The sequence below is a fragment of the Paenibacillus durus ATCC 35681 genome (assembly GCF_000993825.1).
GTDB classification, from domain to species: domain Bacteria; phylum Bacillota; class Bacilli; order Paenibacillales; family Paenibacillaceae; genus Paenibacillus_AQ; species Paenibacillus_AQ durus_B.
Genome location: NZ_CP011114.1, coordinates 3471258 through 3493491, shown reverse-complemented (window position 1 = coordinate 3493491; position 22234 = coordinate 3471258). Strand labels below are relative to the sequence as shown.

Below are 22234 nucleotides of genomic sequence, written 5' to 3'. Positions count from 1 at the left end.
GATCGGTTTATGCAACTTCTGCGCCAACTGGCCGCCTTGTGTGCGGTCAGTTGGTGTTTTGATGGCGCTTTTGATAAAATAAAGAACAAAAGAAATGACATACACGAGAGCGATTGGAGGTTCGAAAGCGATGGTATCCAAACAGACAAAAGGTCGTCGTTTTCCTTTATTGCCGCTCAGGGGTCTCCTTGTGTACCCAAGCATGGTCCTTCATTTGGATGTGGGTCGCGAGAAGTCAGTTAAAGCGCTGGAAAAAGCGATGGTCGAAGATAATCTGATCCTCCTCTGTTCTCAATCGGAAGTCAATATTGAAGAGCCGGGTCAAGAAGATATTTTTCGGGTGGGTACAGTTGCGAATGTGCGGCAGATGCTGAAGCTCCCCAACGGCACGATTCGTGTGCTTGTGGAGGGCGTTGAACGGGCCGAGATCATACACTATTTGGATAATGAGGAATATTACGAGGTCATGGCACGCGAGCTTCCCGAGCAGCCTGACGATGATCCGGAAAGTGACGCGCTGATGCGCACTGTGCTGAACCAATTCGAGCATTATATTACCTTATCCAAAAAGGTAACGCCGGAGACGCTCGCGGCCGTATCGGACATCGAGGAGCCCGGGCGCCTTGCCGATGTCATTACAAGCCATCTTGTGCTGAAGATCAAGGATAAGCAGGAAATTCTTGAGACGATCGACGTGCGCAAGCGTCTGGAGAAGCTGCTTGATATTCTGGGCAACGAGCGCGAGGTGCTGGAGCTGGAACGCAAGATTAACCAGCGCGTCAAGAAGCAGATGGAAAAGACGCAGAAGGAATACTACTTGCGCGAGCAGATGAAGGCGATCCAGAAGGAGCTTGGCGACAAAGAAGGCCGGGCCGGTGAAGCCGAGGAGCTGCGCGCCCAGGCGGAGGAGAAAGATCTGCCGGAGCGGGTCAAAGAGAAGATTGACAAGGAAATCGACCGGCTTGAGAAAATGCCTGCGAGCTCCGCAGAAGGCGGGGTTATCCGCAATTACGTGGAAATGCTGCTCAGCCTTCCCTGGAATGAATTTACCGAGGATGATCTGGACATCGCCAAGGCCGAGCAAGTGCTCGACGAAGATCACTACGGGCTGGATAAGCCGAAAGAGCGGGTGCTGGAATATCTGGCCGTCCAGAAGCTTGTCAAAAAGCTGAAAGGCCCGATCCTCTGTCTTGTCGGCCCTCCGGGGGTCGGCAAAACTTCGCTGGCGCGTTCGATCGCACGCTCCTTGAACCGCAAGTTCGTCCGCATCTCCCTCGGCGGCGTGCGGGATGAGGCGGAGATTCGCGGCCACCGCCGCACCTATGTCGGCGCGATGCCCGGACGGATCATCCAGGGCATGAAGACGGCGGGTTCGCTTAATCCCGTCTTTCTGCTTGATGAGATCGACAAGATGGCTTCCGATTTCCGCGGTGACCCTTCTGCGGCGCTGCTGGAAGTTCTGGACCCGGAACAGAACAACACGTTCAGTGATCACTTTGTTGAAATTCCGTTCGATCTGTCGAATGTCATGTTCGTGACGACGGCCAATGCCGTGCACAATATCCCTCGTCCGCTGCTTGACCGGATGGAGATGCTGTACATCCCCGGCTACACGGAGCTTGAGAAGCTGCAAATCGCAAACCGCTATCTGCTGCCGAAGCAGATGAAGAATCACGGTCTGGAAGAAGGCCAACTGACGATTGAGGAAGGTACGCTGCTGTCAGTCATCCGGGAATACACGAGGGAATCCGGTGTCCGGAACCTGGAACAGCAGGTTGCTGCGCTCTGCCGAAAGGCGGCCAAGCAGATTGTGTCGAGAGAGAAGGAGAGCGTCAGCATCTCCCCCGCCGATATCAAGGATTACCTGGGAACGGCCAAATACCGTTACGGGATGGCGGAGCTGGAAGATCAAATCGGTACGGTAACCGGCTTGGCCTGGACAGAAGTGGGCGGAGATACGCTGCTGATTGAAGTAACGGTCGTTCCGGGGAGCGGCAAGCTTATTTTGACCGGTCAGCTAGGCGACGTTATGAAGGAGTCGGCGCAGGCCGCCTTCAGCTATACACGTTCCAAGGCGGAAGAGTTTGGCATCCCGTCTGATTTTTACGAAAAGAATGACATTCATATCCACATTCCCGAAGGAGCGATACCGAAGGATGGGCCTTCGGCGGGCATTACGATTGCAACCGCACTTGTATCGGCCCTCACGAAGCGCCAAGTCTCGAAGGATGTTGCGATGACGGGAGAGATCACGCTGCGCGGGCGGGTGCTGCCGATTGGCGGACTTAAGGAGAAATCGCTTGCCGCCCATCGCGCGGGCTACAAGAAAATTCTGCTCCCCAAAGATAACGAGCGGGATTTGAAGGAAATTCCCGAGAGCGTGAAGAACGACGTGGAATTTGTGCCGGTCTCACATATGGATCAGGTGCTGCATCACGCGCTTGTGGCCAAGATCGCGGATCAGGCTGTCCAAAGTTTGCAATAGGTATTTAGAAAGGAAGTCAGATGAAAGTAACCAAAGCCGAGTTTGTCATCAGTGCCGTCGGCCCGAATCAATACCCTGAGGACGCCTTGCCGGAGATTGCTCTGGCAGGGCGCTCCAATGTGGGGAAGTCGTCCCTGATCAACCGAATGATTAGCCGTAAAAATCTGGCCCGCACCAGTTCCACCCCGGGCAAGACGCAGCACATGAACTATTACCGCATTAATGATACGATGTATTATGTCGATTTTCCCGGCTACGGTTACGCCAAAGTATCCAAGGTCCAACGGGCGGCCTGGGGCAAGATGGTAGAGAAGTATTTGGCCGAACGCGAGACGCTCAAGCTGGTGCTGCTCGTGGTTGACCTGCGCCATCCTCCAACCGCAGACGACAGGATGATGCATGAATGGCTGAAGCACTATGACATCCCGATGTGCGTCGTCGCAACCAAAGCGGATAAAATTCCGAAGACCCGTCTGCCAAGGCATATCAAGATTGTGAAAGAGACGCTCGGGATTCTTCCCGGCGAAAGCTTTATCCCTTTCTCTTCGGAGCTCGGTCTTGGAAGAGACGAGCTGTGGGCGCTGATTGAAAGCCGGATTGCTTCCGGAGAGCAAGCAGAGGAAGAACAGGATAAAGAGAACCGCAGCTGAAGGCTACCCGATCTATTTCGTAAACGTCAGGCTGCTCTGGAATACAGCGAATTATTACCTAAAACATTTGATAACCATGCGTAGGCGTGGTTATTTTTTACTTTTTTGCTTGTTTATAATTATTCTAATTTCATATATAATTCATAAAGAGACAAAAGAAATATCTCGTCGTGTGATATACTTAACATAGTGATTGTATATGATGTGATTTGGTATTCTGTGGAATACAAATATTTGTTATGCAAATGCTTATATACAGCAACGAATTAAGACTAGGATGGTGAACTTATAGATGCACATCGTCGCCGTTGGCTTGAACTACCGTACAGCGCCTGTCGAGGTGAGGGAGCAGTTTGCTTTTGCGGAACAGGATCTGCCGGCAGCGCTTCATCAGCTGATGCGGACGAAGAGCGTGCTGGAAGGGGTCATCGTCGCCACCTGCAACCGTACGGAAATTTACGTGGTTGTGGACCGTCTTCATATGTGCGGACATTTTCTCCGCAGCTTTATGGAGCAGTGGTTCGGCGTAAAGAGCGAACAATTTACACAGCATATGTATAAATACGAGGACGAGCAAGCGGTCCAGCATCTGTTCCGGGTGACCTGCGGGCTGGATTCGATGGTGATCGGCGAGACGCAGATTCTGGGTCAGGTTCGCAGCGCCTTTTTGACCGCTCAGAGTGAGGGCGCTACGGGAACGTGGTTCAACCGGCTGTTCAAGCAAGCGGTGACGGTAGGCAAACGGGCGCACAGCGAGACGTCGATCGGCGAGAGCGCGGTATCGGTCAGCTATGCGGCGGTTGAGCTCGGCAAGCGTATCTTCGGCATGTTCACCGGCAAAAAGGTGCTGATCCTCGGCGCGGGCAAAATGAGCGAGCTGACGGTCAAGCATCTGTACGCGAGCGGAGCGGCAGAAGTGATTGTTGCGAACCGCACCCTTGCGCGCGCTGCGGAGCTAGCGGAGAAGTTCGCGGGCCGTCCGTGCACGCTGGAAGAAGCGGCTTCGCGTCTGCACGAGTTCGATATCGTAATCAGCTCGACTGGGGCGGAAGGCTACGTACTGACGGCGGACAGAATCGCGGAAAGCATGAAGAACCGCCAGTCGCGTCCGCTGTTCATGATTGACATTGCGGTCCCGCGCGACATTGATCCGTCAGCGTCCGAGCTTCCGAATGTGTTTCTGTATGACATTGACGATTTGGAGGGCATCGTGGAGAGCAATATGGAGATGCGGCGCGGCGAAGCCGCGAAGATCGAAAGGCTGATTGCGGAGGAGAGCGATAATTTCCAGCACTGGCTTAAGACGCTGGGCGTGCAGCCGGTCATCCGGGCGCTGCAGGAGAAATCGAGCGCTATACATGAAGAAACGCTGGAGAGCTTATTCAATAAGTTGCCTGAGCTGGACGAGCATCAGCGCAAGATTATCCGCCGTCTGACCAAGAGCATTGTGAACCAGATGATGCATGATCCGATTAATGTGATCAAAGAAATGTCCGGCGATAAGAACGGAAACGAAGCGCTGGAGTTTTTTACGAAGATTTTTGCGCTTGAAGACCGGCTAGAGCCCGAATCGGAAAAAGGGAGCGCTGCTCCCGAGAGAAACCGCAAACCGGCGGACACGCTGTCCGGCAGCGGAAACGCCGCTCTGCCGAAGAGCGCTTTTGCTCCGGCAAGCCTCTAGAAGGAGGATAGCGGTATGCGTTACCTGAATGGAATATATGACGCAGCCTTGCTGCTGTATGCCCTGAGCCTGCTGTTTTATTTCCTGGATTGCCTTGAACGGAATCCTGATCGGAAGCGGTTAGGCACGGGGCTTCTTGTTTTTGTCAGCCTGCTGCAGTCCGCGTGTCTTGGCATACGCTTTTACGAGGAGCAGGGGCTGCCGATTTTTACGCCGTACGATTTTCTGTTCTGGTTCTCCTTCAGCATCGTGCTGATCTCGCTAACCCATTCCTTTATGCGGCGTTCCGAGTTCACGGTATTGCTGCTTAGTGTAGCGGGGTTCAGCGCTTTTTTCCTTAACCGGGTGTGGCTGACGGCGGAGGATCATACGCTTCAGAGCTGGAAAGCGGTGCACGGCTGGCTGGCTATGCATATTATTTTCGCCAACTTGAGCTTTGCAGCGCTGACGCTGGGTGCTGTGTTCGGAGTGATGTACCTATTCCTGCATACCAGGCTGAAAAGCAAGAAATGGAATGACAGGGTCCGGCGGCTGCCAAGTCTGGAGATTCTGGACAAATATGCCTACACTTCCGTGCTTGCCGGGACGCCGCTGCTTGCTGTGTCGCTTATAGTAGCCGGGATCTCGATTGTCTCCGAAGGGCGTCTGCCGCTGTTTCAGGATTTAAAAGTGCTGTCCACGCTTATCGGGCTCGGCATTTATATATCCTATCTTATATTTAAGCGTTTTGGCCGGCGCAGCGGAATTGTCATGGCGCGCTGGGCGGTCTCGGGCTACGGATTTATCATCCTTAATTTTTTGCTGAATTCGTGGTCCGATTTTCATCGTTGGGGCGGGGGCTGAGATGATATGACGGTGTATTTGCCGATTATGCTGAATTGCAGCGACAAGCATTGTGTAGTGGTCGGAGGAGGAAAGGTAGCGGAGCGCAAGACGCTGGGGCTGCTGGAGGCCGGGGCGGCGGTAACGATTATTAGCCCTGCCCTGACGCCGCGGCTGGCGGAACTGTCGGACAACGCATCGGTGGTTTGGCTGAACCGCAACTATGCTCCCGGGGATGCCCGAGGAGCTTTTCTTGTCTATGCGGCAACCGACGATCCGGCGGTTAACGAGGAAGTGGCGCGCGAAGCGGACAGTCTGGGTGTACCGGTCAATGTAGGCAGCCATGCGGAGGCTGGAAGCTTCATTACGCCGGGCGTGCTTCGCCGGGGCCGTCTGACGGTGGCGGTGTCGACCTCGGGTGCGGGACCCGGTATTACCGCAGAAATCTCGAAGCTGCTTGAAGAAATGCTAGGTGAAGAGTATGAAGTCTATCTGGATTTTATATATGAAATGCGCCAGGAGATCAAGCGGCAGGAACGGTCGCCGGAGGTCCGGAAGCGTCTGCTGAAAAGGCTCGGGACATTAAATGTGCTGGATGAAATCAGGGGCGGCGCTTTTACAGCATGGGATTCGGAACAGATCAAGACCTGGATCGCACAACATCGGGAGGAATAAAAGAATGCGAACGATTATTGTAGGCAGCAGACAAAGCGCGCTGGCATTGACACAGACCGGCCAGGTCATTGACGATTTGAAGCGGCTCTGCGCGGAGCATGGGTTCCCTTTTACATTTGAGGTGAAAAAAATCGTCACCAAAGGCGACCGCATCCTTGATGTTACGCTGTCCAAGGTGGGCGGCAAAGGGCTGTTCGTCAAAGAAATCGAGCAGGCTATGCTGGAACGGGAGATCGACATGGCTGTGCACAGCATGAAGGATATGCCCTCCGAGCTGCCGTCGGGTCTCGTTAACGGCGCGGTTCCCCGGCGCGTCGATCCCAGAGACTGCCTGATTACCCGCAGCGGCCAGGGTCTAGCCGATCTTCCTTCGGGAGCGCGGGTCGGCACAAGCAGTCTGCGCCGTTCCAGCCAGCTGGCGGCGCTGCGGCCGGATCTCGTGATTGAACCGGTGCGCGGCAACATCGATTCCAGGCTGCGGAAGCTTGAGAGCGGCGAGTACGACGCGATTCTGCTGGCGGCGGCTGGCCTGACCCGAATGGGCTGGCAGGACCGTGTGACGGCTTACCTGCTGCCCGAGGAATGTCTGCCCGCTGTGGGGCAGGGCGCGCTGGGTATCGAATGCCGAGAAGAGGATGGCGAGCTGCGGCGGCTGCTTTCATTGTATAATGATGAAGAGACTGCGCTCACGGTAGCTGCGGAACGCCGTTTTCTCGGCGTGCTGAACGGCGGCTGCCAAGTGCCGATCGGCGCTTTTGCCACACTTGAGAGCAGCGGAGAGGATAGCGCGGAGAAGGCGGCGGGCAGCCGGAGCATCACGCTTACCGGTATGGTCGGAACGCCGGATGGCGCTGTGATTTTGAAAGAGAGCTGCACGGGCACCGACCCGGTTCAGGTGGGCGAAGAGACGGCGAGACGGTTGATTGCCAAGGGAGCGGAGAAGATTTTGGCAGAGCTAAGGGGTTGAGTTGAGAGAATGGTAGGCAAAGTGTATTTGGTGGGCGCGGGCCCTGGGGATGCAAAGCTCATCACGATTAAAGGCATGGAGTGTATCAAAAAAGCGGATGTGCTGGTCTATGACCGGCTGGCAAGTCCCAGGCTGCTGAAATGGATGCCCCCCGGCGGAGAAAAGATTTATGTGGGCAAGCTTCCGGACCGGCACACGATGAAGCAGGAGGAGATTAATCAGCTGCTCGTCGATCTGGCGCTTCAGGGCAAGACGGTAGTACGGTTAAAAGGCGGCGATCCGACGATTTTTGGCCGGGTGGGCGAGGAAGCGGAGCTGCTGCGCAGAAACGGCATTTCCTACGAAATCGTTCCGGGTATCACGTCGGCGATCAGTGTGCCGGCTTATGCCGGCATCCCGGTTACCCACCGCGATTACGCTTCTTCGCTGTCGATTATTACCGGGCACGAAAGCCCGGACAAGCTGGACCGTTCGATTCATTGGGATAAAGTAACGAATGCCACGGGCACGCTTGTTTTCCTAATGGGGGTCGCCAAAATCGGCTATATCAGCGGCAATCTGATCAAGCACGGCCGCCCGCCGGAGACGCCGGTGGCGCTGGTGCGCTGGGGGACGCGCGCGGAGCAGGAGACGCTGGTTGGCACGCTCGCCGATATTGAAGAGAAAGTGAAGGCGGCGAATTTCGAGTCGCCGGCCGTTATCGTCGTCGGCGATGTGGTGAAGCAGCGGGAGGAGCTGAAATGGGCCGAGGAGCTGCCGCTGTTCGGCAAGCGGATTCTTGTCACCCGGGCGCGCAGCCAGGCCAGTGAACTGGTGGACCGGATTGAGGAACTGGGCGGAGAGCCTTACGAATTTCCGGTTATCGAGACGATTATGCCGGAGAGTGTTGAGAAGCGGCAGGCGATTGCCTCGGCGCTCACAAAGCTTCCGGAATATGATTGGGTGTTCTTTACGAGTGTAAACGGAGTGGAGTTCTTTTTCCGCCATCTGGCAGAGCTTAAAGCGGACATTCGCGGCCTGTCCCGCGCCCGTATCGCCGCCGTCGGTCCTGCGACTGCCGAAGCGCTCGCCCAGCGCGGCCTTGTGGCCGAAGAGCTGCCGGCAAGGTTCCAGGCGGAGGGGCTGATCGAAGCGCACGGCGACCGGCTGCTGCCCGGGCAGAAGGCACTGCTGCCGCGCGGCGATCTGGCAAGGGACTGGCTTCCGCAGAAGCTGACTGAGCTGGGGCTTGCGGTCACGGAGATCGATACGTACGAAACGATCGTTACCGGAGAGGATGACATAGAGCTTATGAAGCTGCTGGAGGAGGGACGGATTCATGCCGTTACCTTTACCAGTTCCTCCACCGTGCGTAATTTCCTTGATATCCTGAACAGGATGGGACTAACGGACCCGCTGCCTTTACTGGAGAACGTCAAGATGGCCTGCATCGGTCCGATCACGCAGCAGACGGCAGTGGAAGCCGGGCTGACTCCCGGATTGCTGGCGGAGGAGGCGACGATCGACTCGCTGGTGAATGAGCTGTGCCGCTGGAATGAACAGACGCGGAACCGGTAAAAGCTGTAGTCCGGAATTGGTATAAATGTTTTGGTTATTTGCAGCAGCCTGGCCCGATATGCGTGCGCCGGGCTGTTTGATGTTGGTATTGATACCGGCCTGCGCTTGTTTGTCTTCGTTCCTTGTATGAAATCCTTCAGATGTGTTATTATATAGGAACAAACGTTCCTGTATGGAGGGTTGAGAATGCCGAAGACATACGAACCGGTAACATCGAAGACGGGAATGACACGTGTGAAAGAGGAACGAATGCCTTTCGGCTGGTCGGTCAATCCGTACCGGGGGTGCGCACATGGCTGCAGCTTCTGTTTTGCCAGAGGGTTTCAAGGATTTATCGATAAAAAAGCGGATGACGAGTTCCAAAATCATATCCTGCTCAAGACGAACGTGGCGGAAGCGCTGGAGGCGCAGCTGTCGGGTTTGGCCCGCAAATTCAGGTACGATCTTGCAGCGATGAGAAATGAAGTGGGCGAGGTCATGATCGGGACGGCGACCGATCCTTATCAGCCGGTAGAGAGCAGAACGAAGCTAACCCGAAAATGTCTGCTGGTGCTGGCGAAGTACGGTATACGGACCTCGGTGACCACCCGATCTCCTCTGATCCTGCGCGACTTGGATTTGCTTGAGAATATGCATACTTTGTCGGTTAATATCAGCATCAATACGTTGAATGACGGGCTTGCGCGCAGGCTGGAGCCGGAATCTCCCCTGCCGTCCAAGAGGCTGGATACGGTTCAAAAGCTGACGGAACGGGGGATCAGGACGGCCGTATTTATCGCGCCGATTCTTCCGTTTCTGACCGATGAGCCGGGCGAGCTTGAAGCGCTGTTCGCTGCTGCGGCGGACCTCGGAGCGGAATCGGTCATGACTTCGCTGCTGCGTCTTTCCCGGGATGTAAAAGGCTGGTACTTCCGTACGCTTAAAGAACAGTTCCCGGATAAGCTGGAGCTGTACCGGAGACTGTATGCGGACGGGGGCTATGCTGAGTCGGGATACCGCGAGAATATGTCCCAGCTTCTGGACGAGCTGCACCGTAAATACGGTCCAAGGTTCCGTTCTGTGCCTGAAAGGACCGCAGTATGGGAGGATTACCGTACAGGGGAAGAACCGAAGCGGTCCGGATTGGCCGAAATCGCCGGGGAGCCGCCGATTGAGCAGCTGTCCTTCCCGTTTTAAGCAGCGGCGGAGCTGGTTCGGACCATAGGGTAGACCATTGGGCAGGATTTTACATCGGGAGCGAACCTGCTGTACCCCGGCTCTTTTGGCGGACTTGGCAATCGGTCGGGCCCGCATCAGATAGGGGTTACTTACAATCACCTGTAAAAGGGGCAAGGATGCTTTTTCCAACAGGCTGCGGTAAAATTAAAGGGTTAGACAATGGTTGGAAATTAATTATAGAGATGAGGGATTGGCATGAAGAAACGCGAATTGGGCAAATCCGGTCTTGAGGTTTCCGCTCTTGGTCTCGGTTGTATGGGCATGTCCGAATTCTACGGCAGCCTCGACGAAGATGAATCCATCCGCACGATCCACCGGGCGATTGAGATGGGTGTTACATTCCTCGATACGGCGGATATGTACGGAGTCGGCAGAAATGAGGAACTGGTCGGACGGGCGATCAAGGGTCAGAGGGACAGCGTCATACTGGCCACGAAGTTCGGCAATGTGCGCGCGGCTGACGGAACGCCGCTTGGAATCAACGGCCGTCCCGAATATGTGAAGCAAGCGTGCGACGCCAGCCTGAAGCGTCTTGGTGTCGATCATATCGATCTCTATTATCAGCACCGGGTCGATCCCAATACCCCAATTGAAGAAACGGTTGGCGCCATGGCCGATCTTGTGCAAGCCGGCAAGGTCCGGTTTCTCGGATTGTCCGAGGCATCGCCCCGGACGATAGCCAAAGCGCATGCCGTTCATCCGATTGCCGCGCTGCAGACGGAATACTCGCTGTGGAGCCGGGAGGTTGAGGATGAGATTCTTCCGCTCTGCCGGGAGCTCGGCATTGGCTTTGTGGCGTACAGTCCGCTGGGAAGAGGGTTTTTGACCGGTCAAATCAAATCTTTCGACGACTTGGAAGAGAACGACTACCGGAGATTCGCTCCAAGATTCCAAGGGGACAACTTCCGCAAGAATCTTGATCTGGTGGAACGCATCCATGAGATCGCCAAGGAAAAAGGCTGCTCGTCCTCTCAATTGGCGCTGGCCTGGCTGCTCAGCCGCGGAGACGACATCGTGCCGATTCCCGGAACGAAGCGGAGATCCTACCTGGAAGAGAACGCCGGTGCGCTTGACGTAACGCTCAGCCAGGATGAACTGCGCCGGATCGACGAAGCTGCGCCGATAGGGGCGGCGGCCGGATTTCGGTATCCTGAAGCTTCGATGAAAGTTATCGATAAATAACGCCGCAATCATCGAATATTATAAGTTTCACAGTTGTTCGTGTGATATACTTAACAAAGAAACTGCCAATAATACGTTATGAGTGGTGAGTGGACTGGCTTATTTGCGAGGTCCCTTTGGATAGGTGCCGCCTTGGCATTCCAACCCTGAGCCGGCTGTTGCCTTTTGCGAGCGCCAAGGCGCTGCCTGCGAGGGAGGCGGCCTGCCGGGGTTTCTTGCTGTTTTGGGGAGTGAATCTTTCTGAACGGGGCTTCGGCAAGGACGGTCTGCCTTCCTTGATATCTTATTTCTTCCGCTTGCAGCGGATGGCAAGAGTGGATTTGCTTACAATAAGTGCAATAGCAGCTCGAATTTGGCCCATTGTTCTTACAACAGAGCCGAGCCTGCGGCTTTGCAATCATATTTTTCATTTAGGAGGAAGTTGAATGGCTTTTCCGATTGTGCGGCACCGCCGCTTGCGCGCTTCCGCCGGTATTCGCGGAATGGTGCGCGAGACCGTGCTGAATCCGCTGGATTTGATACAGCCGATATTTGTTACATATGGAACCGGAATTAAAAGAGAGATCGCTTCTATGCCGGGCGTCTATCATTTCTCGCTTGACATGCTGAAGGAGGAAGTGGATGAAATCGTCTCCCTCGGCATACCCGCCGTTCTGCTGTTCGGTATTCCCGAGACGAAGGACGCTGTGGGTTCTTCCGGATTTGACGAGAACGGAATCGTGCAGGAGGCGACGCGACTGATTAAAGAGTGGTATCCCGAACTACTTGTTGTCGCCGATACCTGCCTGTGCGAGTTCACAGACCACGGCCACTGCGGTATGGTGCATACTCATACTGTGGACGGCGTCCTGCACGGCGATGTGATAAATGACGCTTCGCTTGAGTTGCTCACCCGTACGGCGGTGTCGCAGGCGAAGGCCGGTGCGGACATCATCGCGCCATCGAACATGATGGATGGATTCGTGCAGGCGATTCGCGCCGGGCTGGATGAGGCCGGGTTCGAGCATGTGCCGATCATGTCCTATTCGGTTAAATACGCTTCCGCTTTCTACGGACCGTTCCGGGAGGCGGCGGATTCGGCGCCGCAGTTCGGCGACCGGAAGACTTACCAGATGGACCCGGCGAATGTTCGCGAAGCGATCCGTGAAGCGGAGAGCGACGTGCTGGAAGGCGCCGACATGCTGATGGTGAAGCCCGCGCTCGCTTATATGGACGTTATCCGCGTTATCCGCGAGCAATTTGATCTTCCGCTCGTCGCCTATAATGTCAGCGGCGAATACTCGATGGTCAAGGCGGCTGCGCAGCAGGGCTGGATCAATGAGAAAGCGATTGTTCTGGAGCTTCTGACAGGACTGAAGCGTGCAGGGGCCGATACCATCATAACGTACCACGCGAAGGACTCGGTTCGCTGGCTGCGCGGGGAATAGAACGGCAGATTCCAAGACAGGAGGAATGAAGTGTGGGTAAGGAAAGGATCGCCCGGAGAGAGGAAGCTTCCCGGGCCGCCTTTGAAGAGGCGAAGCATTATATTCCCGGCGGGGTGAACAGCCCGGTTCGGGCGTTCAGGTCGGTTGGTTTGACTCCGGTGTATGTGGAACGCGGGGAAGGCTCCCGGATCTATGATATTGACGGCAACAGCTTTATCGATTATGTCTGCTCCTGGGGACCGCTCATTATGGGCCATGCCCATCCGGAAGTCGTCAAAGCGCTGCATGAAACGGCGGCCAAAGGAACGAGCTTTGGCGCGCCGACGCTGCTGGAGACGGAAATGGCCAAGACGGTTGTGGAGCGCGTCGAGTCCGTGGATATCGTGCGTATGGTAAACTCCGGCACGGAAGCGACCATGAGCGCGATTCGTCTGGCTCGCGGATATACGGGAAGGAATAAAATCCTGAAATTTGAGGGCTCCTATCACGGTCATGGCGACAGTCTGCTGATCAAAGCCGGTTCCGGCGTTGCGACGCTTGGGCTGCCGGACAGTCCGGGGGTGCCGGAAGGCATAGCCTCGAACACGATTGCGGTGCCGTACAACAGCCTGGAATCGGTCGAGCTGGCCTTCGAGCGTTACGGCAACGATATCGCGGCTGTCATTGTCGAGCCGATTGCTGGAAATATGGGCGTTGTCCCGCCTGCCAACGGATTTCTGGAAGGCTTGCGCAAAATCACTGAGGACTATGGCGCTTTGCTTGTGTTTGACGAGGTGATGACCGGTTTCCGCGTGAACCGGGGCTGCGCACAGGGCCTGTTCGGCATCCGGCCGGACCTGACCTGCTTCGGGAAGGTGATCGGCGGCGGACTTCCTGTCGGCGCCTATGGCGGACGCCGGGAGATTATGGATCAGATCGCGCCTACCGGCCCGATTTACCAGGCGGGCACGCTCAGCGGCAATCCGCTGGCGATGGCGGCGGGTCTTACGACGCTGAAGCTGTTGACGCCGGAAGTTTACGACCGTCTGGAAAGCCTTGGCGCGCGGCTGGAAGCAGGGCTTAAGGCCAATGCGGAAGAAGCCGGAATTCCGCTGACCGTAAACCGGGTCGGCTCGATGGTGTGCCCGTTCTTTACGGCGGAGCCGGTAACCAACTACGATAACGCGAAGAGCAGCGATGTAAACCGTTTCCGCGCCTACTTCGGTAAAATGCTGGAACAGGGAATAAGCCTGCCGCCTTCGCAATTTGAGGGCATGTTTATTTCGGCGGTGCACAGCGAGCAGGATATCGATGACACAATTGAGGCTCACCGCGCCGCATTGAAGGCGCTGTGAAGCCGGGCGAACCTGTGAGGAAGCCCGGCTGGGTCCGCCGAGGGGAATGGCTGGAGACGACGCCCGGCCGCAGGGTGACTGCTGCGGAGGACACTGGTGCAGCCATTGACCGATGGCTTAGGGAGACGGCGGGAATGCCGGACAAGCTGCTTGCCCGGCTTCACCGTGAGGGGGGTATCCAGTGGAGGGGTGACCGGCTGAGGCTGGCGCTCTTTCCGCCCAGAGAACCAGGGATTGAACCGGTCTGGCATGAGCTTGAGGTGCTGTACGAGGATGATTTCTGCCTTATCGTCCATAAGCCTGCTGGCATAGCGGTTCATCCGGACGGAAGCGGAAATGGCGTGACGCTGGACCATGCGGTCGCCGCCCATTACGCCGCCTCCGGCGAGAACTGCGCCGTGCGGCATATCCATCGGCTGGATAAGGAAACGACCGGACCGGTGCTGTATGCGAAGAATGAATTTGCGCAAACGGTTCTGGACGAGGCCATGCGCGCCAAGGCTATTTCCCGCCGGTATGCCGCCATTGTCCAGGGCGAGGTGCCGCATTCGCTGACCGTGATCGATCTGCCGATCGGCCGCGACCGCCACCATGCCTCGCGCCGGAGGGTGTCTCCCGGCGGACAGCATGCCGTAACCCGGATTGTCGGCAGCGAGGTGTGGACGGGTGCTTCTCTGGTGCAGATCGAGCTGGAGACAGGCAGAACGCACCAAATCCGGGTGCATTTAAGCCATGTGGGGCATCCCTTATATGGAGATGCGCTGTATGGCGGGCCGATGGCGCCGGAAGTGAATGGAACCCGTCCGCTGCTGCGGCAGGCGCTGCACGGGGAAACCTTGCGCTTTGCGCATCCGTGGAGCGGGGAGGCGCTTGAAGTTGCCGATCCCTGGCCGGAGGATATGCTCCTGCTGCGGAATGCCCTTAGCGGCCGCATCGGGTAAACAAGCAAAAAGGATCAGAAGCGCGTCAGCCAAGCTGCCGATTGCTTCCGATCCTTTTTTTATTCCTACGAGAAACGGTACTTAAAAACGATACTCGTATCGCCACCTCGGAAGCTTAAGCTGCTAAAAGGACGGCGGAGCCGTTTCTTCTCGTAGGGCTTATGTTATACGAGCCGGATATCAAGCAGCTCATACTCGATCACGCCTGCAGGCGCATCCACCTTGATGACGCTGCCGGCTTTTTTGCCGATAAGCTCTTTGCCCAAGGGACTTTCATACGAAATTTTATTCTGGGCCACATCGGCCTCGGCGGGGCTGACAATCCGGTATTCGACTTTCTCCGAGAACTCAACATCATTCAGCACGACAATCGAGCCAATGGCGACGGAGGTAACGTCTAAACTGTCTGCATCAACGACACGGGCGTACTTCAACATGTTCTCCACCTGCTTGATTCGTGTCTCCATAAATGCCTGATCGTCCTTGGCGGAATGATACTCGCTGTTTTCCTTGAGGTCGCCATAGCTGATTGCCACCTTCAGACGCTCTGCCAGTTCCTTGCGTTTGACTGTTTTAAGCTCTTTAAGCTCTTCCTCCAGTTGGGCAAAGCCCTCCGGTGTCAGAATGATTTCATCTTCCTTGTTAGCCATTTTGATCACTACTCCCAATTTGTCGCTTTTAACTCTATTGTACCCTATATGAGGGTGTATGTGATAATGGGCTATTCCATTCCGGCGTTTTCGGGCAGATTGTCATGTGTCCTTTTTAGAAGCATATACATGGGGAGAGTAACATTTTGGGCTTATGCTCCGGGTCTGTTCCGGGGTTAGATTATGCCAAAAAGGAGGACATTTCCCGTGTTTGACCAGTCCCACGGCCTGCGGTTTGATATTTACGAACGCATTCACCTGCCTCAAGACCTTCCGGGGATCGCCGCACTGGAAGAGGTTGAGCTGCTGCCGGATATTCAGGTCACTCAACGCGAGGACCGGGCGGAGCTGCATGGACAGCTGCTGCTGACGGGCCTTTACCGGAGCGAAGACGACAGAACGAACCATTTGGAACATTCCATTCCAGTTGAAATTACAGTGCCTCTAGCCCGGGTGAACTCGCTTGAAGAGATCGGGGTGGAAATTGAAAATTTCGACATTGACCTGCTGACGATGCGCAGCGTGAATATTACCGGTGTGCTGTCGCTGCGCGGAATCGGCGGGACGGAGCAGGTTCCCGCCTGGCAGCGAGAAGAGTTTACCGTTGCTTATTCCCCGGATGAAGAAGATAGAGGGCAGGCCGCAAAGACCGCGATTCCGGCAGAAGGAGGCGAAGGATCGTATGAAAATCCGTCTTGGACATTCGGAGAAGGGATAACAGATGAGGCTGTCCATGAACGGGAGCAGACGGGAGCATTCAGTGGCGCTCATGCGTTTTCGGGCATCACGCAGAGTGAAGGCGGCGATGCATCGCCCATCTTGAATCTGGAGGAGAACCAGGATGCCGAGATTCATACGGAGAGCGGCCAGCCGTTTACCGCAGAGCAAGAGACGGAGTTTAGCGGCCAGCGGAAGACTGCGGATAGCTGGAGTCATTTTGCCTCGGACGGCACAGAAGCAGGCGGCAGCCCGTTTGCCCGCGAACGGACGCCCGCTGCGGAAACGGCGGATATTGCGGCGGCGGACGGCGCGGAGAGTACAAATATTACGGATCCTTCAGACGGCGCCTCCCTTGAGTCCCTCGCCCAGATCGGCAGCAATGAGACGGAGGAACTTCTTGCACAGGATACCGGCAGTCTCTCGGCGCCTGCCCTTTCCCCGGAGGAGAAGCCTGATCTAAAGGTCGCCCTTGGCAGCAAAAAGGACAGCGGAGAACAGGCGAAAGAGAATCTGACCTTCTCATCCCTGCTGCCTTCGGGCCGCACGCACAGCGAACAGGAGGAGGACCTGGCGGAAAAAGCGCCTTCCGCAGCATCGGCCGTTCCCGTTGAAGTCTCCGATGACACTGAATGGAAGAGCCGGTTCATCCGGAATACGGATGGCGAGAAGGCTTTCCGCAAGGTTCGCCTCTGCATCGTGCAGCGTGAGGAAACGCTGGATACGATTGCGGAGAAATATCAGCTCAGCGCCCGCGAGCTGGTTCTGTACAACCGCCTGTCCGGCCAGACAGTGGAGGAAGGACAGGTGCTTTATATTCCGTAAGGACTTGCAGACAGAATATAGCTACCTATCGGCTGACTCGCAGCCGGGATTATGATTGAGCTATACCAATAAACACGTCTTCCTACAAGGGAGGCGTTTTTATATTGTATTATTTATATTATATTATATAATACAAATAATACTTATTAATTGGAGGAATCACATGATTATTACGCTGGATTTCAAGAGCGAGACGCCTATTTACGTGCAGCTCCGCAATGCGGTGGTCGTGGGAATCGGCAGGGGCGATTTGCAGGACGGCGAGAGGCTGCCGACGATCCGCCAACTGGCGGAGGAGCTCGGCATAAATGCGATGACGGTAAATAAAGCCTTTGCCATTCTGAAAAACGAAGGGTTCCTTACGATTGACCGCAGGCACGGTGCCGCGGTAACAAGGCCTGAGGGCGGAAACGCGGAGTACAGGGAGAAGCTGGAGCAGGAACTGACCCTTGTCATTAGCGAAGCCAGCCTCAAGGGAGTTGGCCGCAAGGAGTTCTTGGACACCTGCGCGGATATTTTTGCCGCGATCACTGCCGGACAGCGACCGATTGCGGAATAGAAAGGGAGGAGTGAAATGACAATGGTATTGATATTGCTCCCCATTTGCCTTATTTTCCTTCTGGCAATGCAGCTATCCTACGGCACGCATACGCGTATAACAGGGGGAGTTATCATCTTCGGGGTAGGCATCCCGGAGCATGCTTCCCAGGCCGAGGAATTGAAGAGCCTGCGGTCCTCTTTCCGCCGAAGTAATACCTTCTTTATCGTCGTCGGCGCACTGGCCCTTCTGCCGCTGTTTATGCTAAACCGTTATTTTTCACTGGTCTTTATGTACTGGTGGGTCTGGATGGGCATCGTGCTGTGGGCAGGATACCGATTGTTCTTGAAGTATCACCGAGCTGCGGCCCGGATCAAGCGTGCGCACGAATGGAGTATCGGAGAACGGCGCGTCGCCCGGGCCGATACTACGCTTATTTTTCTGAAGAAACAAATGTCCCTTTCTCCTATATGGTTTATTGCACCGTTTCTGCTGTCTCTGGCTGTTATGTTCTATGCGTGGCGTTCTTCCAGCGAATTTGGGGCAGTGATGGGCGCTCAGGCGACCGGAGTGATACTGCTATTCTTTCTTCTGTCCTTGGCGTTCCGGCGTATGCGGACCAAGGTGTACAGCGCCGACAGCACGATAAATGAGGGGCTTAACCGGGCTCAGAGAAGATACTGGTCGGTGCTGTTTCTGGCAATCGCCATGCTGGATGCCGTATTTGCCGCAGCTGCCACGCTGTCCGGACTGGATACCTGGGCTCACTTTGGCGCCATTTGGCATACTATCATCGCGATCCAAGTGGTGGCACCCTTTGCCGTTGCCTGGTACACGGATTATAAAATGAATGAGTGGAGCAGACGGCTTGATGAAGCGGACGGACAGCGATTCTACACCGATGATGATGAATACTGGATTAACGGGATTACTTACTGCAATCCAAACGACCGAAGCATGCTGGTACCCAAGCGGACCGGGCTTGGCTTGACACTCAATATGGCGACGCGCGGCGGTAAGGTCTTGATGGGCGTCACCCTTACATTAGTGGCTATGATTATTGCGGGACTTACGATTTTTTTCATAAGGGAAGATTGGATGGCGCCGACACTTACTCTGGGTACGGATAGAACCGTGCATGTGCAAAGTCCAAGCTACGGGTATCTTTCCGTTGAATCAAATCCGTGAACTTAGGCTGGAGAACGAACTGCCGGAAGGAACGCGGATGAACGGCGCCGACACCGACACCTATGTCAGAGGGCATTTCAGATTGAAAGGCTGGGGGAATACCCGGGCGTACATATTCAAGCATTCGCCTCTTTACATTGTCATCAGGCTTGCGGATGAATATATTGTATTTAACGATACAGAAGCGTAAACGGCCAACTCCGCTATCGGATTGCGTCGATACTGCTGTCTTAATATGGGCCTTCCGGTTGACTAGGCAGGACTCAAAATGTATTATGTAAGGTATTAAGCAATATTTCTTCAAAGACTGGGAACGGGAAGAGTAGGCGGTCAGCCCTTCAGAGAGCGGAATGCAGCAGCTGTGAGCTTCCGTAGGACGCAAGGCCAGCCGAAGTCGCCCCGGAGTCGCCCGCTTGAGCGTCAGGTGGCTGTAACGGCCATGAGGTTAGAGCGCGCCGGCCGCAGGCCGTTATTTCTGCGCAGAGTGTCGCGTTTTATAGGCGGGTGTTCGTAGTGTGCCGGCTTCGCCATTATCTGGCGAATAACGCGAAACAAAGGTGGTACCGCGAAAGAATGACCTTTCGTCCTTTGAGGGCGAAGGGTCTTTTTGTTGGAAATAAGAGTAATAACCGAATCCTACGGAGGTAGAAAGCAATGGCAGAACAAGATCAATTGATACAGGCGCAGCAGCCGGAATTAGAAGCTAACGGGGGCAGCTCCGCCGAAGGCGCTAAGACCGACATGCCGACCACATATGACCCTAAAGCTGCGGAGCAGAAATGGTATCCTTATTGGATGGAAGGCGGGTTTTTCCGCGCCGGACAGCGACCGGATGCGAAGCCGTACACCATCGTCATTCCGCCGCCGAACGTAACGGGGATGCTGCATATCGGGCATGCGCTCGATTTTACGCTGCAGGATATTCTCATTCGCACGAAGCGGATGCAGGGCTATGATACGCTGTGGCTGCCGGGAACGGACCATGCGGGGATTGCTACTCAGACCAAGGTGGAGCAGAAGCTGCGCGCGCAGAACATCTCCCGCTACGATCTCGGCCGCGAGAAGTTCCTGGAGCAGGTATGGGCATGGAAAGACCAGTATGCGGCAACGATTCATGAGCAGTGGGCAAAAATGGGGCTGTCGCTCGATTACAGCCGCGAACGGTTCACGCTGGACGAAGGGCTGTCCAAAGCGGTTCGCGAGGTCTTCGTCAAGCTGTACGAAAAGGGCCTCATCTATCGTGGCAAGCGCATCATCAACTGGGACCCTGCAGCCCGCACGGCCCTGTCCGACATCGAGGTAGAGTATAAGGAAGTTAACGGCCATCTCTATCATCTGCGCTATCCACTGAAGGACGGCAGCGGCTTCATTACGGTAGCGACCACGCGTCCGGAGACGATGCTTGGGGACACGGCGGTAGCGGTTCATCCGGAGGATGAGCGGTATAAAGACATGATCGGGAAGACGCTGATTCTGCCGATTGTGGGCCGCGAGATTCCGGTTATTGCCGACGAGTACGTGGATAAAGAGTTCGGCAGCGGCGCGGTTAAAATTACGCCGGCCCATGACCCGAACGACTTCGAGGTCGGCCAGCGCCACAACCTGCCGCAGATCGTCGTTATGGACGAGAGCGGCACGATGAACAGCGAAGCGGGGCCTTATCAGGGGCAGGACCGCAGCGAATGCCGCAAGAACATTACCGCTGACCTGAAAGAACAGGGCGTGCTCATTTCCACCGAGGACCATGTTCATCAGGTAGGTCACAGCGAGCGCTCAGGTGCCGTGGTTGAGCCTTATCTGTCGACGCAATGGTTCGTCGCGATGCAGCCGCTCGCCGAAGCGGCGATCAAGGCGCAAAAAGACGGCACCGGCGTTAACTTCGTGCCTGAACGGTTCGAGAAGATTTATCTGCACTGGATCGAAAATGTGCGCGACTGGTGCATTTCCCGCCAATTGTGGTGGGGTCACCGCATTCCGGCCTGGTATTCCGAATCCACCGGCGAGATGGTAGTCGCCCGCGACGAAGAAGAAGCGCGCCGGATCAGCGGCCTGAGCGATCTGAAGCAGGACGAGGATGTGCTTGATACGTGGTTCAGCTCCGGCTTGTGGCCGTTCTCGACCCTTGGCTGGCCGGATGACAGCGAGGATATGAAACGCTATTATCCGACCGATGTGCTTGTAACGGGCTACGACATTATCTATTTCTGGGTGGCGCGGATGATCTTCACGGCGCTGGAATTCACCGGCGAGAAGCCATTCTCGGATGTGCTGATACACGGCCTTGTCCGCGACGCCGAAGGACGCAAAATGTCCAAATCGCTCGGCAACGGCGTAGATCCGCTCGAAGTTATCGAGAAGTACGGCGCCGACGCCATGCGCTATATGATTTCGACAGGCAGCACGCCGGGGCAGGACCTGCGTTTCCGCTGGGAGAAGGTCGAGCAGGCGCGTAATTTTGCGAACAAGATCTGGAATGCCTCGCGCTTCGCGCTGATGAACCTGGAGGGCGTGACCTTTGAAGATATCGACGTTTCCGGCAAGCTCGGCACCGCCGACCGCTGGATTTTACACCGCCTGAACGAAACTTCCCGCGATATTTCGCGTCTTATTAATGCCTATGATTTTGGCGAGACCGGACGTCTCTTGTACAATTTCATTTGGGATGATCTCTGCGACTGGTATATCGAGTTCGCGAAGCTGTCCCTGTATGGCTCGGACGAGGCTGCCAAGCGCAGCACGCAATCCGTACTGGCTTATGTGCTTGACCGCACGATGCGCCTGATTCACCCGTTCATGCCGTTTATTTCGGAAGAGATCTGGCAGCATCTGCCTCATCAAGGCGAGACGATTACGCTGGCTGCATGGCCGGAATACGATGCCGCGCTTGAGAATCCGGATGCGGTGGCGGAAATGAACCTCTTGATGGACATGATCCGCGCCGTTCGGAATATCCGGGCTGAAGTGAATGTCCCAATGAGCAAAAAAGTCGAGCTGATAGTCAAGGCGGGCAGTCAGGAGACGCTGGCCATCATTGAGCGGAACAACGCCTACATCAGCCGTTTTGCCAATACCTCCTCTTTCGAGGCGGGTCTGAATCCGGAGGCTCCGGAGAAGGTGATGTCAGCCGTGGTTACGGGCGCCGAATTGCTGCTTCCGTTGTCTGGCTTGATTGATATTGAGCAGGAAATCGCCCGTCTTGAAAAAGAGGTGCAAATCCTTAACAGCGAAGTGGAACGTGTGGATAAAAAGCTCGGCAACCCCGGTTTCGTGAACAAGGCGCCGGCTAAAGTCATCGAAGAGGAACGGGCCAAGCAGGCCGACTACTCGGCCAAACGCGAGAAAGTGCTGGCCCGTATCGCGGAGCTGAGAGGATAACA

General features: G+C 55.6%; 18 protein-coding genes. 17 read left to right on the top strand and 1 reads right to left on the bottom strand.

Going from position 1 to position 22234, the window contains the following annotated elements; genetic code table 11:
• Positions 1-130: 130 nt before the first annotated feature.
• From lon to VK70_RS16065, 12 genes are all read left to right on the top strand, one after another.
• Entirely contained in the window at positions 131-2485 is a 2355-nt protein-coding gene (gene lon / locus VK70_RS16125; protein WP_025695017.1) for an endopeptidase La, read from the top strand.
• 20 nt (positions 2486-2505) lie between these two features.
• A complete protein-coding gene (gene yihA, locus VK70_RS16120) occupies positions 2506-3135 on the top strand; it encodes a ribosome biogenesis GTP-binding protein YihA/YsxC (RefSeq protein ID WP_025695016.1) in 630 nt (209 codons plus the stop codon).
• A gap of 292 nt (positions 3136-3427) precedes the next feature.
• Complete coding sequence (gene hemA / locus VK70_RS16115; protein WP_025695015.1) at positions 3428-4816, top strand: glutamyl-tRNA reductase; 1389 nt, start codon at positions 3428-3430, stop codon at positions 4814-4816.
• A 15-nt stretch (positions 4817-4831) separates the two neighbouring features.
• On the top strand, positions 4832-5659 hold the full coding sequence (gene ccsA / locus VK70_RS16110) for a cytochrome c biogenesis protein CcsA (RefSeq protein WP_025695014.1): 828 nt from the start codon (positions 4832-4834) through the stop codon (positions 5657-5659).
• Between the two features lie 6 nt (positions 5660-5665).
• Positions 5666-6313, top strand: coding sequence for a precorrin-2 dehydrogenase/sirohydrochlorin ferrochelatase family protein (locus tag VK70_RS16105; RefSeq protein ID WP_025695013.1), 648 nt, complete (start codon positions 5666-5668; stop codon positions 6311-6313).
• Between the two features lie 4 nt (positions 6314-6317).
• Positions 6318-7280, top strand: a complete 963-nt coding sequence (hemC, locus tag VK70_RS16100; protein ID WP_025695012.1) for a hydroxymethylbilane synthase — start codon at positions 6318-6320, stop codon at positions 7278-7280.
• A 9-nt stretch (positions 7281-7289) separates the two neighbouring features.
• Positions 7290-8837 (top strand): uroporphyrinogen-III C-methyltransferase, encoded by a 1548-nt coding sequence (gene cobA, locus VK70_RS16095; RefSeq protein WP_025695011.1) that lies wholly within the window; start codon positions 7290-7292, stop codon positions 8835-8837.
• A 186-nt stretch (positions 8838-9023) separates the two neighbouring features.
• On the top strand, positions 9024-10013 hold the full coding sequence (locus VK70_RS16090) for an SPL family radical SAM protein (protein ID WP_025695010.1): 990 nt from the start codon (positions 9024-9026) through the stop codon (positions 10011-10013).
• A gap of 237 nt (positions 10014-10250) precedes the next feature.
• Positions 10251-11237, top strand: coding sequence for an aldo/keto reductase (locus tag VK70_RS16085; protein ID WP_025695009.1), 987 nt, complete (start codon positions 10251-10253; stop codon positions 11235-11237).
• Between the two features lie 425 nt (positions 11238-11662).
• A complete protein-coding gene (hemB, locus tag VK70_RS16075) occupies positions 11663-12664 on the top strand; it encodes a porphobilinogen synthase (RefSeq protein WP_025695007.1) in 1002 nt (333 codons plus the stop codon).
• Between the two features lie 32 nt (positions 12665-12696).
• The gene (gene hemL, locus VK70_RS16070) at positions 12697-13998 is read left to right on the top strand and encodes a glutamate-1-semialdehyde 2,1-aminomutase (protein WP_025695006.1); all 1302 of its coding nucleotides are present in this window, start codon (positions 12697-12699) and stop codon (positions 13996-13998) included.
• Positions 13995-14939, top strand: coding sequence for an RluA family pseudouridine synthase (locus VK70_RS16065; RefSeq protein ID WP_233277694.1), 945 nt, complete (start codon positions 13995-13997; stop codon positions 14937-14939). The genes hemL and VK70_RS16065 overlap by 4 nt, the downstream gene beginning before the upstream one ends.
• Positions 14940-15103: 164 nt before the next feature.
• Here VK70_RS16065 and greA read toward each other — a convergent pair whose 3' ends face one another.
• Positions 15104-15589: a transcription elongation factor GreA gene (gene greA, locus VK70_RS16060; RefSeq protein WP_025694499.1), complete on the bottom strand. Its 486-nt coding sequence runs from the start codon at positions 15587-15589 to the stop codon at positions 15104-15106.
• Between the two features lie 207 nt (positions 15590-15796).
• Here greA and VK70_RS16055 point away from each other — a divergent pair, with 207 nt between their 5' ends.
• From VK70_RS16055 to VK70_RS16040, 5 genes are all read left to right on the top strand, one after another.
• On the top strand, positions 15797-17131 hold the full coding sequence (locus VK70_RS16055) for a LysM peptidoglycan-binding domain-containing protein (protein ID WP_046723506.1): 1335 nt from the start codon (positions 15797-15799) through the stop codon (positions 17129-17131).
• Positions 17132-17294: 163 nt separating this feature from the next.
• Positions 17295-17690 carry a GntR family transcriptional regulator gene (locus VK70_RS16050; RefSeq protein ID WP_046723504.1) on the top strand — a complete coding sequence of 132 codons (396 nt, stop codon included), beginning with the start codon at positions 17295-17297 and terminating at the stop codon, positions 17688-17690.
• Between the two features lie 15 nt (positions 17691-17705).
• Entirely contained in the window at positions 17706-18857 is a 1152-nt protein-coding gene (locus VK70_RS16045; protein WP_025700829.1) for a DUF5808 domain-containing protein, read from the top strand.
• Entirely contained in the window at positions 18841-19047 is a 207-nt protein-coding gene (locus VK70_RS27935) for a hypothetical protein (protein WP_144415249.1), read from the top strand. The genes VK70_RS16045 and VK70_RS27935 overlap by 17 nt, the downstream gene beginning before the upstream one ends.
• Before the next feature lie 551 nt (positions 19048-19598).
• Positions 19599-22232, top strand: a complete 2634-nt coding sequence (locus VK70_RS16040; protein WP_036643320.1) for a valine--tRNA ligase — start codon at positions 19599-19601, stop codon at positions 22230-22232.
• Positions 22233-22234: the final 2 nt, after the last annotated feature.

Excerpts from the sequence above, each read along its gene's own strand:
- VK70_RS16085 (WP_025695009.1), top strand. The coding sequence starts at position 10,251 with ATGAAGAAACGCGAATTGGGCAAATCCGGTCTTGAGGTTTCCGCTCTT.
- VK70_RS16090 (WP_025695010.1), top strand. The coding sequence starts at position 9,024 with ATGCCGAAGACATACGAACCGGTAACATCGAAGACGGGAATGACACGT.
- VK70_RS16050 (WP_046723504.1), top strand. The coding sequence starts at position 17,295 with ATGATTATTACGCTGGATTTCAAGAGCGAGACGCCTATTTACGTGCAG.
- yihA (WP_025695016.1), top strand. The coding sequence starts at position 2,506 with ATGAAAGTAACCAAAGCCGAGTTTGTCATCAGTGCCGTCGGCCCGAAT.
- lon (WP_025695017.1), top strand. The coding sequence starts at position 131 with ATGGTATCCAAACAGACAAAAGGTCGTCGTTTTCCTTTATTGCCGCTC.
- hemC (WP_025695012.1), top strand. The coding sequence starts at position 6,318 with ATGCGAACGATTATTGTAGGCAGCAGACAAAGCGCGCTGGCATTGACA.
- greA (WP_025694499.1), bottom strand. The coding sequence starts at position 15,589 with ATGGCTAACAAGGAAGATGAAATCATTCTGACACCGGAGGGCTTTGCC.
- hemA (WP_025695015.1), top strand. The coding sequence starts at position 3,428 with ATGCACATCGTCGCCGTTGGCTTGAACTACCGTACAGCGCCTGTCGAG.
- hemB (WP_025695007.1), top strand. The coding sequence starts at position 11,663 with ATGGCTTTTCCGATTGTGCGGCACCGCCGCTTGCGCGCTTCCGCCGGT.
- ccsA (WP_025695014.1), top strand. The coding sequence starts at position 4,832 with ATGCGTTACCTGAATGGAATATATGACGCAGCCTTGCTGCTGTATGCC.
- VK70_RS16040 (WP_036643320.1), top strand. The coding sequence starts at position 19,599 with ATGCCGACCACATATGACCCTAAAGCTGCGGAGCAGAAATGGTATCCT.
- VK70_RS16105 (WP_025695013.1), top strand. The coding sequence starts at position 5,666 with ATGACGGTGTATTTGCCGATTATGCTGAATTGCAGCGACAAGCATTGT.
- cobA (WP_025695011.1), top strand. The coding sequence starts at position 7,290 with ATGGTAGGCAAAGTGTATTTGGTGGGCGCGGGCCCTGGGGATGCAAAG.
- VK70_RS16045 (WP_025700829.1), top strand. The coding sequence starts at position 17,706 with ATGACAATGGTATTGATATTGCTCCCCATTTGCCTTATTTTCCTTCTG.